The organism is Mycobacterium gordonae, assembly GCF_017086405.1.
GTDB classification, from domain to species: Bacteria; Actinomycetota; Actinomycetes; order Mycobacteriales; family Mycobacteriaceae; genus Mycobacterium; species Mycobacterium gordonae_D.
The window spans coordinates 3,525,031-3,538,878 of sequence record NZ_CP070973.1; the positions used below are offsets into that span (position 1 = coordinate 3,525,031).

Sequence of the window (13,848 nt, forward strand, 5' to 3'; positions counted from 1 at the left end):
ACGCACACAGAACAGCCTGCTGGCGCGGATCAAGCCGCCATCGGCGGATCGACGCCAACGGCTACCGACCGCCCGTACTTGACCTGTCGCCAGGTAATTCTTGCCGGCATGCGCCGCGCGGCGGGAGTTCGCCGGGACGCCGGCCGCAAAGCTAAGGACGCGGCACACTCGAGGTGGGATTCCGAAGGTGGGGCAATCAGCACGGGGGAGTAGCGAGGGGACCATGCAGTAGTGCGGCCGCCCGGCTCAGCTGATCACCGCGGCCAATTGCCAACGCCTCCTGGCGACGCGGCGTTGATGAGGTTTGCGCTTGCCTATTGTGCTCGCGAGTCCGCGTAATGCTTCGTTTCGGTTGTCGCGCAGACCTGGTCGCTGCGCGGAGTTGACGAATTTCTTCTCGGACGAGGTTTCTGGGGCGTCATCACACGTGGCGTGCAGGAATCGATCCGGCAGGGCGAGTTTGACGATCGTGCGTACGGTGAGCAGGTACTGGCGGGCCAGCGATCCAGTGGTATACGGCAGGTCGTACTTCGTGCAGATCGTCTCTACCCGCCGGGCGATCTGCGCATAGCGGTTACTGGGCAGGTCGGGATACAGGTGGTGCTCGATCTGATAGCAAAGGTTCCCGCTCATGAATGCCATCACCCGGCCGGCGCGAAAGTTAGCACTACCCAACATTTGTCGCAGATACCATTGCGGCTTGGTCTCACCCTCAAGTGCATGAGGCGTGAATTTCTCGGCGCCATCGGCGAAATGGCCGCAACAGATCACGGTGTAGGCCCATAGATTACGGAACAGGTTGGCCAACGCGTTGGCGAAAAGGACTTGCTTCCAGTGCCGCCCACAGAGCGCGGGCCAGAGCAGGTAATCCTTGCCCGCTTGGCGCACGATCTTGCGAAGCAGGCGCCGAGTCTGCGCGGACTTCTGAGCGTCGGTCTCGGAGCGGTCTTGCTCGGAGTAGAGATCGTGGAGCGCGATACCCCATTCGAAAGTGACCGCCAGCAACAGATGTCGTAGCGGCTGCAGCAGATTGCTGGGCTTCCATTGCTGGTCGCGGGCAACCCGGAGTACCCCGTACCCGAGGTCGTCGTCGACGCCGACCACGTTGGTGAAGACGTGATGCCGGTAGTTGTGGGAATACCGCCACTGGGAGGACGGCCCGACCATGTCCCACTCCCATGTGGTGGAGTGGATTTCAGGGTCATTCATCCAATCCCATTGCCCGTGGCCGATATTGTGGGCCAGTTCCATGTTCTCGATGCTTTTTGCCGCGGCCAGTGCCAGCGTGCCGACAGCCAGCCCTGCCCTGCTGCGACTGCCGCCGATCAGCGCTCGGGCGACGAGATCGAGGCAGCGTTGAAACACGATCGCGCGCTGGATGTAAGCTGCGTCGTCGGCGCCGCGCGAATTCTCGACGTCACGGCGGATCGCGTCCAACTCGGTGGCGAGCGCCTCGAGATCCGCAGCGCTCAAATGGGCGTACTCGGCTACGTTGGTGATGGCCATCAGGTCGTCACCAGTTCGTCGGATGCGGGCGCTTTTCGGAGCGGTTCGGGGCCGACGCCAATCGGCTCGGCGCAGACGAGTCGTCGAACCCAGTGATCTTCGACGTAGCGGAAAGGCTGGGTCGCGGCCAAGAACGTCTGGAGCGCCGAGAGCACCTGGGCCGGTGCGGTTTCGTGTGGGTAGTGCCCCGCGTCGGCAATCTCAACGGTGATCGCATGGCGGACGCGGCGGGCGAAGGCGCGATGGTGTATCGGGAGCACGGCCTTGTCATCGGCACCCCAGGCGAACAGCATCGGGACCTCACTGAGCAGACCCAGTTGGCAATGTGCGCCCATCGACTGCCGGTGCCAGTCGGTGATTGTGCGTGCCGTCTGCAGGAACGCCTGCCGTTGGTAATCGTCGGTCAATCGGCGCAACGTGCCGGCGAGCACGTTGCCATCGGAGTGTCCGATAAGTATCGGCAGGATGGCGAACAGTCGCTGAGTCAAACCCGCTGGAACGGCGCTGAGTGCGGCGACGACCTTGTCGGCACCCGGGAGGGCGGCCGCCCGCAGGATGGGAGCGACGTCGGCGCCGAGACCGCCACCACTGATCAAGGCGACACGCTCGATACGCTCCGGGAACTGATACGCGCTCTGCAGCGCGACACCGCCGCCGAGTCCGTGACCGATGATACTTACCCGGGAAAAGCCCAGCGTGAGGAGCAGATCACGCATCGTGCACGCGTGAGCTCCCAGCGAAAACCCACCGGCCGGGGGACCTGACCGGCCATGGCCAGGAAGATCGGGGGCAATAACCGTATGCGTGCGTGCCAGTCCCGGGAGGAGGTGCCGCCAGGTTTGACTCGTGCTGCCCAGACCGTGGATGAGTAGCACGGCGGGTCCGCTTCCGGCCTTCGTAAAAGAGACGGTGCCCGAGTTCAGCCGCATCCGGGACCGCTTGGGCACCGTCGGCGTCCTTCCGGCAAAGACAGGCCCTGCTTTGATGTGCTGCGTGACAGTCCGATCGGCACTATGCATATTGGGGGAACTTCCTAGGCGGAGATCACCGAAGTGCCCGGCTGCGAGCGAATGACTCTCACCCTGTCGCCGGAGGGACAGGGTGTTCCGGGCCGGCTGGACTATCAACCAATCACCGATTTTACCTGGATTCGTCGCGGCTCCGCGGCTTCTGAGAAATTGCTCTCACCCTGATTGGGCTGGCCGTGGGCGGGTAGTCGGCGACGCCGGTGCTCGGACGTAGGCGGCGGCTAGCCGGTGCGGCGTCGCGTGCGCTCGACGCACCGGAGCAGACCCGTTGTCGCGCAACGCGTTAGAACAACATTGCTGGCGCGGCAGCGAGTGCCGGCCAGGATGAAGTGCCGGTCAGTAGTAGTGACGACGGCCGCCGACGGCGCGGCCCATCCGTCCCAGCGCCATCAGTATCAGCCCTACAACCAGGAGGATGACGCCGACAACCACAACGAGATGGGCGAAGGCGAAGGTGGGGGCGACACTGGGGAGTAGGAGCCCAAGGACGATAAGGACGATTCCCAAAACGATCATGGCATTACCTGAATTCTTTTGCGTTGGCGAAGGATTGCGGACACCCTAACGGCGTCCGCCCCCAGCTTGTGGGGCCGCCTGCTCTCGGTCTGACGACCGGCGACCGAGGAGGGCACCCCTCATCCTCCCCGGTCGGGTCGTGTCCAACTCCGAGTCCATCGTCGAGTCAGCGGCCGCGGCGGACCGGTTCTGAAAATCGCGGTCTCGGTTCACAAATTCCACTTCGCGCTGCGATCTTTTGAGTTCGCGGCGAGCGTCGCGCCCGCGGCCCGCGGTGCGATGGGCGCCGGCCAGCAACACGCTCATACCCAACATCGCCAGCGCGCCGATCACTATCCCGAAGAGGAACAAAGTGCCCGTTGACCCGGTGACGTGGTAGCCCAACACCGAGAAGCTCTCGTTCAACGGGTGTGCGGGTCCTGCGTTGTTCAGCACGCCGAGTAACCCGACGATCACGGCGGCGAGAAATACCACCAACCCAATAATGACAATCATGTCGAAGTCTCCGATTGCAGTGCTTAAGTCCATTAGAAGCGCAGCGGAGGACGGTGTCAACACTGTTGACCAAAAATGATGACTGCTGGTGTTAGTTGTCAGTGTTGACTTAGGATCGGGTGCCGCTATATCGAGCCAGACAGGGAGCGCCGAGGTATGACAAGACGGTCGATCGAGCCTGACACCGGAGCTGACGGTGCGGACGCGGCGGCTGCCGGCCGAGGCAACGGCCAGCTGAACCGGTCCTCGATCCTGCACGCTGCGCTGCAGATCGTGGACCGAGACGGTGTCGACGGACTGTCGATGCGCCGCCTGAGTCAAGCGGTAGGCCGAGATCCGGTGATGCTCTACCGGCATGTTCCTAACAAAGCTTCGGTGCTTGACGGCGTCGTCGAAACAGTGCTCGCCGAGCTGTCCGTGGACACTGCCGACCCGGACTGGGCCGGCCAACTGCGCGCCGTGGCCCGTGACTTCCGCCAATTGGCCCTGGCGCATCCCAACGTGGTGCCGCTACTGGTGACTCGGCCTCTGGTCACGCCACTCGGTCAGCGACCACCGGGAATGTTGCGGCCACTGGAGGATGTCCTCGCGCTACTCACCTCTGCCGGCTTCACCGGCGAGGATGCACTGCACATCTACCGAGTGCTGTTCGGCTACCTTTACGGCCACATTCTCAACGAGTTGCAAGAGGTGGTTGAGCGACCGGAGGAAAACGACGATGTACTGCGGCTCGGGCTGCACCGACTCACTATCGGCGAATTCCCGCAATTGCGTGCGCTGGCACCTGTGCTGGCGTCCTACGACGGCGCCGCTGAGCTAGACCGCTTCCTCGATCTGTTGCTTCCCGGCATAACCGCGACTCTCACCGGCCCCGATGGACCTGGCTCGCGGTGATGCGCGCCACTGTCAATCAATTACTCACTGCACCAGAGGATTTAGTGCGTATCCAGCCCCCGACGGACTGTAGGAGCACCAACGCCGCAATGCAGCCGCCGACAGCTCCTGAGAGGAGCAGCGGAACTCGGCCATTGGCCCCCCAGAGCAGACCGGCCCAAAGGCCGGCCGACAAAATCGCGAATCCGGTCATGCCCTGAAAGATGCCCTGGGCGCTCGACTGCAGGTCGGCCGGGACGAGTCCAGAGATCCACGCCTTTCCGACACCGTCGGTGCATGCCGTGAATAGCCCATACAGCCCCAATATCAGCCACGCGGCGACCTTGTCGGTGGTGAGTCCGAGCCCGAGGTAGCCGCCGGCGAAGAACGCCACGCCGATCCCGAACACCGCAGGCCTGGGGATGCGGTCAGCGAGTGCGCCGGCCGGGTAGCTGGCCAAGGCATACACCATGTTGTACCCCACGTAGGCCAGTATCACTTCAGCGACCGAGAATCCGATTTCTTTGAGGCGCAACAGGATTAGGGCATCGGGAAAGTTGACGACGCCGAAAGCTGTCAGGAAGACAACCGTGCGCCAATACCGACCCGGCAGTTCACGCAGGCGAGCCGCCCGCGACTGGCTGTCCGAACGCTCAACCGGTGCTGGACGTTCCCGCACCAACGCGACCAGGGCCACGCTCAGGACGGCGGGAATGATCGCGATATAGAGCAACGGCGAGATGCTGTGGTCGAAGAACTCATATCCGGCAAGCCCGATGAGGGGTCCGAGGACGGCGCCGAGGGTGTCCATGGTGCGGTGGAAGCCAAAGACGCGACCGCGGCTGGACTCGTCGATTCCGGCCACCAGGAGTGCGTCGCGCGGCGCGCCCCGAACACCTTTACCGATTCGATCGACCACGCGTCCCGCCAGCACCCCGGGCCATGCACCGGCGACCGCGACGATGGCTTTACCGAGCGCAGCCATGCCGTAACCCGCCGCGATCAGAGGCCGCCGCGCAAAGCGGTCGCCGAGTGGACCCGCCGTCAGTTTCGACAACGACGCCGCCCCCTCGGCAGCGCCTTCGACGGCTCCTACGACGGCCGGCGGGGCACCGAGAACGGCGGTGAGGTAGATCGGCAGCAGCGGGTACAGGAGTTCGCTTGCGGTGTCTTGGAGAAACGAAACCGCTGACAACACCCACACATTGCGCGTCAACCAGGTGCTGGGGCCGACCGCCGGAGCGTTCACGATAGACGGGGCCGTTTATCGCCGATGGGCAGCATCACCGTCGATGCGCCCTCTGCAGCATCCGGTATTGCATGGGTTGCGAGACTACCGGGGCCGGTACATCGCTGGCGTACGGACCACGAGGCGCCGGCAGCGTAGGTTGGACGTTGGGGTGATGATCGACGCGACGGGTCCTGGCTTGCATCGCGGATTCCCCACCGCGCACGCGACTTGCTTGCGTTGGCACCGGTAGGTTTGACCAGCGCTCGGGAGCGCCCGGCGGAGCACCCGTCATGAAGATCGTTTCGGCTCTGGCCGCCGATTTGGACATCCTCACCGCCGCTCTCGATGAGCCCGGGTCCGACGTGCTGTGCAATGTCCTCCGATTGGCCACTGAGGTCGAAGCGGCCGTTTCCAGCTACCTCGGTCTGGGCTTGACTGTCGATGCCGCGGAGCCACCTTTCACATTCACCACTTTGGCCGACGGTGCAGCCGGAGGCGTCCGCGCCTCGCTGACGATGACAATGCCTGGTGGGGGTGGCGGCCGGGCATCGCCGTCGGTCGACCTCGTCCTATACGCGGGTACGCCGGGATCATTTGTCGACCTCGCTGCGGATCTGGCGTGGCTGACCGGGCGGCCGGCCAGCGCCTTCGCGCTCGATCGTGACGTCAGGGTGGTGGAGGAGTCGCATGCCGGGATAGGGCTGCGCGCGGCTTCCGCCTTCAACCAAGCCATCGGAGTGCTGATAAGTCGCGGCCACACGCCGGCGCACGCTCATCGCGAATTCGATGCTTTGACTGATGCCGCGGGCACCGACCGCAACACCGCCGCCATGCTCATCCTGGACGCAGCTAGCAGTGACAGCATTCGAAATCCCCTCGGGTAACGATCTGGGCCGGCGGGCGGTCGTCAACGAGTTCGGCGCGCTCCCGGCGTGTAGCGTGGTAGTTGCTGAGTACGTCAGCCAGTGCGGAGAAAGTTCAGCTGTACGCCGCCGAACTTGATGAGCAGTTGCTAACGCCGCACACTCCTTTCACGCCGTTCCGGGCAGGCAGGATGCATCATTCCGCCCGCCCTTCGTGCACCGGCCCGGTACACCGCAATGAAGCAGTAGTGCACCGACCGTCCCTGTCCTGCAGTCGTTACAGCCACGAGTTCGTGGATCCTGTTCGCCGATGCGGTTAGTGGGTGCGATCACGGCCGGGCGACCTGGATCTGAACCCCACCGAAGAGGAAATCATGGCGATCACCGACATCGCGGCCTTCACTCACCTGACCGACACGGATATCGACAATCTGGGTGTTGAGCTGGACGCGATCCGGCTGGACATCGAGGATTCGCTTGGGGAACGCGACGCGCGCTACATCCGCCGCACGATTGCCGCACAACGCTTCCTCGACGTGGCGGGCCGACTCATGCTGGCCGGTAGCTCGAAGCGTCCGGCCTGGTGGGCGGGAACGGTGACACTAGGTCTGGCGAAGGTCATCGAGAACATGGAGATCGCTCACAACGTCATGCACGGCCAGTGGAACTGGATGAACGACCCTGAGATTCACTCCTCGACGTGGGAGTGGGACATGAGCGGTGCGTCGAAACATTGGCGATCCACCCACAACTTCCAGCATCACAAGTACACCAACATCCTCGATTTGGATGACGACGTGGGCTACAGCATTCTGCGAGTGACCCGCGACCAACCCTGGCAGCGGCGCAACATCGGCAACCTGCTGTTCAACGCCGTCCTCGCGCTCGGATTCGAATGGGGAATCGGTTTGCAGCCCATAGAACTCAGCAAGACGTTCAAAGGCGGCCCCGAGCGTGAGTTGACGGTCCGACTGATCCGCGAGTTCGCAGTGAAGGCCGGCAGGCAGGTTTTCAAAGACTATGTCGCGTTCCCGGCGCTGACCTCGCTCTCGCCCGCGGCGACGTACCGATCGACCCTCAAGGCCAACCTGGTCGCGAACCTCATTCGCAACGTGTGGGCGAATGCGGTGATCTTCTGTGGGCACTTCCCCGACGGCGCAGAGAAGTTCGCGGAGACCGACATGACCGCGGAAACGCAAGGTCAGTGGTATCTGCGGCAGATGCTGGGCAGCGCCAACTTTGCGGCAGGCCCGGTGCTTGGGTTCATGAGCGGCAACCTCTGCTACCAGATCGAGCATCATCTGTACCCGGACCTCGCGAGCAACCGGCTGCACGAGATCTCGGTGCCGGTCAGGCAGCTGTGCGACAAGTACGACCTTCCCTACACCACGGGTTCGTTCCTGATGCAGTACGCAAAGGTGTGGCGGACCATTGCCAAATTGTCTCTGCCTGACCACTTTTTGCGCGACACGGCCGACGACGCTCCGGAGACCCGCAGCGAGCAGATGTTCGCGCCACTGGGAGCCGGTTTCGCCGGACACGACCCAGCGACAGGGCGCCGTCGTGGCCTCAAAACAGCGATTGCCGCGATACACCGGTGGCGTCGCAGCTCGCGGACCACCTAGGCCGATTCTGCGACCCTGCCGAGTCGGCGCTGCTGGCGCGAAGCGTCAATCGGCGACATGCGCTGCTGGCTCAGCCGGCGCTTCACGTATGTCGGCACAGCTTCTTGCCGGCGAGAGCGTGCACCGGTTTTCTTGCCAATCAAGGCATTTCGCCATCCATCGAGGGGCCTGGCGGCCAGATCAGCGAATCGTCTCCGGGATCGAGTTCAGTGCACGAAGTACCTCGACGGCAAGCTTGTGCGCGGCGTCCTCGTCCAGCGACGAGTTCTTTTTGAGCGTTTCCTCGACAAGATTCACGCGGACGTCGTAGGGCGTGCGAAGTGTTGACTTAGATGGCATGTTTTTCCTGTTCCGTCGAGCGCAGTCGCTCACAGGAAATCGCCCGACAACAATTACTTTACTCTATCGGCGGCCCAGCGGATGTCGCGAGCGAGCGACCGCACCGATGCCGACTGCCATGGTGCTTGGTCCAATTAGCAGACGAGCTTTTTGCGATTACCAGAAGCGTTGCGCCACAAAAACTCCGGAAGCTGAAACGCGGGAAGATCTTCGTTCAGTCCGGAGGTTTCGTGGTCTGCCGCTAGATGGCGGTTACGCCGACCGCCTGTGGGCCCTTGTTCCCCTGGGTGATTTCGTCGAACTGAACTCGTTGATTTTCCTCAAGAGAACGGAAGCCACCCCCCTGAATTTCGGAATAGTGGACGAACACATCCTTTTCGCCGCTGTCAGGGGTGATAAAACCAAAGCCCTTCTCCGCATTGAACCACTTCACAGTGCCCTGTGTCATATAAACTTCTCTCTCTTCAAGCGGACGTAATGAGCTACACCCATAATTCAACGTAACAGATGGGAAAGTAGAGGGGGCGCCGGTAGCGCAACTGAATCTGCCACCCGGGCATCGACGCCGCGGCCTCTCCGCTGCACCGTGGCCTGCTCGGCCGATACTTCCGCTACCGCCCGTAGCGCAATAAGCTATGCGGATGACGAGCGTGGGTGACGGCAGGTATCTGCATACCTGCCCGTTGTGTGAAGCGATGTGCGGCTTGGATGTTCGGATTCAGGACGGGAAGGTCGCCAGCATTCGCGGCAATCGCGAAGACGTGTGGAGCCGCGGGCACATCTGCCCGAAGGGCGCTTCGCTGGCGGCTCTGCATGACGACCCCGACCGGATTCGCCAGCCGCTGGTCAAGGTCGGTGGGCAGTGGCAGGAGGTCGGCTGGGACGTCGCCTTTCGGCGCTGCACCGAATTGCTGACACCGGTGATCCGCGCACACGGGATCGGTGCCGTCACGGCCTACACCGGCAATCCGCTGGCACACTCGTTCTCGCTGGCCCGGTATGCCGGCGTGCTGCTGGGCATGTCGGGCATCCCGGTCACCTATTCGCCGGGCACGGTCGACCAGTGGCCGAAGAACCTGTCGTCACACCTGATGTACGGCGGCTGGTGGAACTTCCCGGTGCCCGACGTCGAACGCACCGACCTGCTGGTCATCATGGGCGCCAACCCCGCCGCATCACAGGGCTCACTGCTGGCGGCACCGAATGTGATGGGGCTGATCGACGCGATTCGTAAGCGCGGCAAGGTGATTGTGATCGATCCGGTACGGACCCGCACTGCCGATCACGCCGATGAGTGGTTACCGATCGTGCCCGGCACCGACGCGGCGCTGCTGCTTGCCGTCACTCACACACTGTTCGATGAGGATCTGGTCGCGCCCGGTCCCCACGTCGACGGCGTGGAGACCATGCGCAGGGTCGCCGCGGAGTGGCCGCCGCGCCGGGTCAGCGCCGTCACCGGCATCGACGAAGACCGCATTCGGGAGTTGGCCCGGGAACTGGCCGGTACCGGTAAGTCGGTCGTGTACGGCCGTATTGGTCTGTGCAATCAGGAATTCGGCAGTCTGGCCAGCTGGCTGGTCGACGTGGTCAATATCCTGATCGGACACTTCGACACTCCGGGCGGCGCGATGTTCCCGCGGCCGGCGGCCTGGTCCATCACCACCCAGTCACTGCCGGGCCTCGAAGACGGCGCGCCCGAGTTCGGCCGCTGGCACACTCGGGTGCGCGGCGCGAAGGAGGTGCTCGGGCAGGTCCCGGTGTCGTGCATGGTCGAAGAGATCGCGACGCCGGGGGAGGGACAGCTCAAGGCGCTGATCACAATCGCCGGTAACCCAGTGCTCTCCTCGCCCGGCGGCGACCGGCTCGACGAGGCGCTGCCGATGCTGGACGCCATGATCTCCGTTGATAATTGGCTGAACGAGACCACTCGTCATGCCGATGTGATCCTGCCTGGCCTGTCACCTCTCGAGCAGCCGCATCACGATGATCTGTTGCTGCAGTTCGCGATTCGCAGCTTCGCCAACTACTCCGCCCCGGTGTTCGATCCGGGTGAGCGGCCGCATGAGTGGGAGATCTTGATCCGCCTGACCGGACTGTGCACCGGCACTCCGGCAGAGGATGTCGACGTCGCCGCGATTGACGACGGCTTCTTCGACTATCTGGCGTTCACCAAGGGGCTGGACGGCGCGACCATCCGCCGGCTCTATGATCACGGCGGTCCGGAGCGGATGCTGGACCTGACCTTGCGCACGGGTCCCTTCGGCGACCGCTATGGCGATAACCCGGGCGGCCTCACCCTCGAGCGGCTCAAGGTCAACCCGAACGGGATCGACTTCGGCCCGATGGTGCCGCAACTGCCCGATATTCTCGGCACATCGGACAAGAAGATCAGGCTCGCACCGCAGTACCTGTTGGACGATCTGTCCAGGCTGGCCGAGCGGCTGCACCGCCCTGCCGATCCACTGGTGCTTGTCAATCGCCGGCACCTTCGGTCGAACAACTCATGGCTGCACAACGTGCCAGCGCTGATGAAGGGCAGAGATCGCTGCACGCTGCTGATGCACCCGCAGGATGCGGCGCGCTGCCACGTCACCGACGAGGACATCGTCACCGTCAAGTCGGAGTCCGGTGAGATCAAGGTGCCGGTCGAGATCACCGACGCGATCAAGCCGGGGGTGGTGTCGATGCCACACGGCTGGGGTCACGGTAAGCCGGGGACCCGGTTGTCGGTGGCCAACAGCTCACCAGGGGTCAACACCAACGTGCTCGCCCCGCCGACCTTGGTCGACGAGCCGTCGGGCAACGGCGTTCTCAATGGGATCCCGGTCACCGTCAGCTGATCGCGGTAGACCAGTTGCGCGGTACTCCCGCAACAGCTCGGCCGGACGGCCTGCGACCACGTCCGCGCAGCGCTAAGCGCGTTTGCTGATCACCTGATCTGCCGCGGCCCGCATCTGGTCGGACAGCCGAAGTAAATCGTGCTCGCCGACTCCGTTCGGCAGCGTGTAGGCCACTTGACGCAATTCGACGGCGTAGTTGCGCAACTGCTGGCGGAGTCGCGTCTCGATTGTCGGCATGACGCCTCCTAGTGGTGGGACTGGTCCGGGCACCCCTCTGATCACCGGCCTCCTCGAATCTATGCTCTCGTCGGCGTTGTCCGCGACGCGGGCGGCGCGGTGTTTACCAGACATTGACGGCTCATTTACAGCCCGGACTTGTTCGGCGCCACCCGACGACACCCGACGCGCCGCGGTCGCTCAGACGGTTGTTAGCTGAGGGTGCCTGCGGCGGCCCGACGCGGCAACTCAGTCGGATGCCTCCAACTCGTCATCGATCACCACCGTTTCCTGCTGCTCCTGCCAGTCCGCAGGACTCGCTTCCAGCGGCAACTCGCCGGGTTGGCCCGCATATTCGTCATCCTCGGGCGAATCCACCGTTGACCGCAGCTGTTCAGCTGCGTCGGCGATGGGCACGTCGTCGGGGAAGGTGTCGTCGCGCTCGGGCATGGACGCCAAACTACCCGTTGTCCGGCGGTGAAAACGCCAAGCATGTCCGTGCACAGGCCCATCGTCGGTTTCCGGGATCGTCGTGCGGGCTACTATGCGGCCATGGCGCTCGACGAAGGATCGACGTTTGCCGGGTACACCGTCATCAAGCGGCTGGGATCCGGCGGGATGGGTGAGGTCTATCTGGCCAAGCACCCCCGGCTGCCCCGCCAGGACGCGCTCAAGGTCCTCAAGGCGGAGGTGTCGGCCGACACGGAGTACCGCGACCGGTTTCACCGCGAAGCCGACACCGCGGCCACGCTGTGGCACCCGCACATCGTCGCGGTGCACGACCGCGGCGAGGCCGACGGTCAGCTGTGGATCGACATGGACTACGTCGACGGCACCGACGCGGGGGAGTTGCTTGAGGAGCGCTACCCGAACGGGATGCCCGGCCCGGAAGTGGTCGAGATCATCACCGCGGTCGCCGAGGCGCTCGATTATGCGCATTTGCACAAGCTGCTGCATCGCGACGTCAAGCCCGCGAACATCCTGATCGCCCAACCGGACTCACCGGACCGGCGGATCCTGTTGGCCGATTTCGGCATCGCGGGTCTGGTGGGGGAATCGACGGGATTGACCGCGACCAACATGACGGTGGGAACCGTGGCCTACGCGGCGCCCGAGCAGTTGATGGGCAACGACCTCGACGGGCGGGCCGATCAGTACGCGCTTGCCGCCTCGGCGTATCAGCTGCTCACCGGTTCGCCTCCGTTTCAGCACACCAATCCTGCGGTGGTGATCAGCCAACACCTCAGCGCCTCGCCCCCCGCCATCAGCGAGCGCAGTCCTGAACTGTCGAATCTCGACCCGGTCTTCGCCAAGGCGCTCGCCAAGGACCCCAAGGATCGTTACCTGCGCTGCATCGATTTTGCGCGTGCCCTCAGCCACAACCTGGGCGGAGCCGGAGATCCAGACGAGACGAGCCTGTCCCTGTCCGCCGCCGGAGCGCCCGCGTCCAAGCGCTCGCTGCTGCGTCCCGCTGTCATCGTGCCGGCGCTACTGGGGATCCTGCTGGTCGTTGCGGTCGTCTTCGCACTCCAGGAGTACCTGCGTGCGGATCAGGAAGAGCGTGCGACGCCCCGCTCGCAACCGCCGGCGAGCACCTCGGTGCCGGCTTCCACCACGGGGGCGGGGGTCGCCCCAACCGTGACGTCCGCTCCGGAGATCCCGGTCGTCGCAATCGGCGCCGACTGTTTCCCGCTCGGCAGCCTCGGCACCACGAAGACGGGCGCGACGGCTTACTGCTCGATGATCCAGGGCACGAACACCAGCATCTGGTCGCTGACCGAAGGCACCGCGGCCAGCCCGACTGTCAGCGCCACTCTCGAACCGAATGAGACGCCGGCGCCCAGTGAGCAGGAGACGCCGGTTCGCGTCTGCATGGAACAAACCGGGCAGACCCGGTTGCAGTGCCTGCAGGAAATCCGCCGCGGCAACGGCCGGCCCTGAAAGGGGAGCTAGACGCACCCGCTGACACTGATGCGCCGGCCTACGTTCGCGCACACGTTGATGTTCGGGGCCGGCGGCGGGGGCGGCGGGTAGTCCTCCGGCAATGGCGCGTAGTCCGTGGGCGGTGGGGCATAGGGGGCGACGGCGTCGGCGATGTTGGTGCATCCGCTGACCGAAATGCGCCGTCCGGCATTGACGCACACATCGGCCACCGCCGCTCCGGATGGCACCGTGATGGCGGCGAACACCTCTGGCGCAGCGGTGATGGCGAGCGCCGTGATGGCGATCGCACCGCCGGTTCGCCGCCAGGAACTCAGGTGCTGCGGGCGCATGCAGATCTCCTTCCGGTGGGCGTACAGCATATTCGCGTGCGGC

At 64.2% G+C, this 13,848-nt stretch carries 15 protein-coding genes; 5 read left to right on the forward strand and 10 right to left on the reverse strand.

Features of this window, described 5'->3' with window-relative positions; translation table 11 throughout:
• Window positions 1–246 precede the first annotated feature (246 nt).
• The 4 genes from JX552_RS14875 to JX552_RS14890 all read right to left on the reverse strand — a co-directional run bounded on the left by JX552_RS14875 (window position 247) and on the right by JX552_RS14890 (window position 3,545).
• Window positions 247–1,506, reverse strand: a complete 1,260-nt coding sequence (locus JX552_RS14875) for a fatty acid desaturase family protein (protein WP_205878086.1) — start codon at window positions 1,504–1,506, stop codon at window positions 247–249.
• Window positions 1,506–2,525: an alpha/beta fold hydrolase gene (locus tag JX552_RS14880; RefSeq protein ID WP_346779306.1), complete on the reverse strand. Its 1,020-nt coding sequence runs from the start codon at window positions 2,523–2,525 to the stop codon at window positions 1,506–1,508. The genes JX552_RS14875 and JX552_RS14880 overlap by 1 nt, the downstream gene beginning before the upstream one ends.
• A gap of 345 nt (window positions 2,526–2,870) precedes the next feature.
• The gene (locus tag JX552_RS14885; RefSeq protein WP_205878087.1) at window positions 2,871–3,050 is read right to left on the reverse strand and encodes a DUF6131 family protein; all 180 of its coding nucleotides are present in this window, start codon (window positions 3,048–3,050) and stop codon (window positions 2,871–2,873) included.
• 45 nt (window positions 3,051–3,095) lie between these two features.
• The gene (locus JX552_RS14890; RefSeq protein WP_241011057.1) at window positions 3,096–3,545 is read right to left on the reverse strand and encodes a hypothetical protein; all 450 of its coding nucleotides are present in this window, start codon (window positions 3,543–3,545) and stop codon (window positions 3,096–3,098) included.
• Window positions 3,546–3,701: 156 nt separating this feature from the next.
• Between JX552_RS14890 and JX552_RS14895 the strand changes: the two genes are divergently transcribed.
• Window positions 3,702–4,439, forward strand: coding sequence for a TetR/AcrR family transcriptional regulator C-terminal domain-containing protein (locus tag JX552_RS14895; protein WP_205878088.1), 738 nt, complete (start codon window positions 3,702–3,704; stop codon window positions 4,437–4,439).
• A 16-nt stretch (window positions 4,440–4,455) separates the two neighbouring features.
• On the opposite strand, the gene JX552_RS14900 is transcribed toward JX552_RS14895, so the two are convergent.
• Window positions 4,456–5,667, reverse strand: coding sequence for an MFS transporter (locus tag JX552_RS14900; RefSeq protein ID WP_205878089.1), 1,212 nt, complete (start codon window positions 5,665–5,667; stop codon window positions 4,456–4,458).
• A 272-nt stretch (window positions 5,668–5,939) separates the two neighbouring features.
• On the opposite strand from JX552_RS14900, the gene JX552_RS14905 reads away from it, so the two are divergent.
• Complete coding sequence (locus JX552_RS14905; RefSeq protein WP_205878090.1) at window positions 5,940–6,533, forward strand: hypothetical protein; 594 nt, start codon at window positions 5,940–5,942, stop codon at window positions 6,531–6,533.
• 353 nt (window positions 6,534–6,886) lie between these two features.
• Window positions 6,887–8,137: a fatty acid desaturase family protein gene (locus tag JX552_RS14910; protein WP_205878460.1), complete on the forward strand. Its 1,251-nt coding sequence runs from the start codon at window positions 6,887–6,889 to the stop codon at window positions 8,135–8,137.
• Window positions 8,138–8,317: 180 nt separating this feature from the next.
• On the opposite strand, the gene JX552_RS32355 is transcribed toward JX552_RS14910, so the two are convergent.
• The gene (locus JX552_RS32355) at window positions 8,318–8,476 is read right to left on the reverse strand and encodes a DUF6307 family protein (protein WP_241011058.1); all 159 of its coding nucleotides are present in this window, start codon (window positions 8,474–8,476) and stop codon (window positions 8,318–8,320) included.
• Between the two features lie 241 nt (window positions 8,477–8,717).
• Window positions 8,718–8,924: a cold-shock protein gene (locus JX552_RS14915; protein ID WP_205878091.1), complete on the reverse strand. Its 207-nt coding sequence runs from the start codon at window positions 8,922–8,924 to the stop codon at window positions 8,718–8,720.
• Between the two features lie 193 nt (window positions 8,925–9,117).
• On the opposite strand from JX552_RS14915, the gene JX552_RS14920 reads away from it, so the two are divergent.
• A complete protein-coding gene (locus JX552_RS14920; protein ID WP_205878092.1) occupies window positions 9,118–11,316 on the forward strand; it encodes a molybdopterin-dependent oxidoreductase in 2,199 nt (732 codons plus the stop codon).
• A 72-nt stretch (window positions 11,317–11,388) separates the two neighbouring features.
• Here JX552_RS14920 and JX552_RS14925 read toward each other — a convergent pair whose 3' ends face one another.
• Window positions 11,389–11,553, reverse strand: a complete 165-nt coding sequence (locus JX552_RS14925; protein WP_205878093.1) for a hypothetical protein — start codon at window positions 11,551–11,553, stop codon at window positions 11,389–11,391.
• Window positions 11,554–11,781: 228 nt separating this feature from the next.
• Entirely contained in the window at window positions 11,782–11,982 is a 201-nt protein-coding gene (locus JX552_RS14930; RefSeq protein WP_205878094.1) for a hypothetical protein, read from the reverse strand.
• Window positions 11,983–12,084: 102 nt separating this feature from the next.
• Between JX552_RS14930 and JX552_RS14935 the strand changes: the two genes are divergently transcribed.
• Window positions 12,085–13,473, forward strand: coding sequence for a serine/threonine-protein kinase (locus JX552_RS14935; protein ID WP_205878095.1), 1,389 nt, complete (start codon window positions 12,085–12,087; stop codon window positions 13,471–13,473).
• A gap of 8 nt (window positions 13,474–13,481) precedes the next feature.
• Here JX552_RS14935 and JX552_RS14940 read toward each other — a convergent pair whose 3' ends face one another.
• A complete protein-coding gene (locus JX552_RS14940) occupies window positions 13,482–13,805 on the reverse strand; it encodes a hypothetical protein (protein WP_205878096.1) in 324 nt (107 codons plus the stop codon).
• Window positions 13,806–13,848 lie beyond the last annotated feature (43 nt).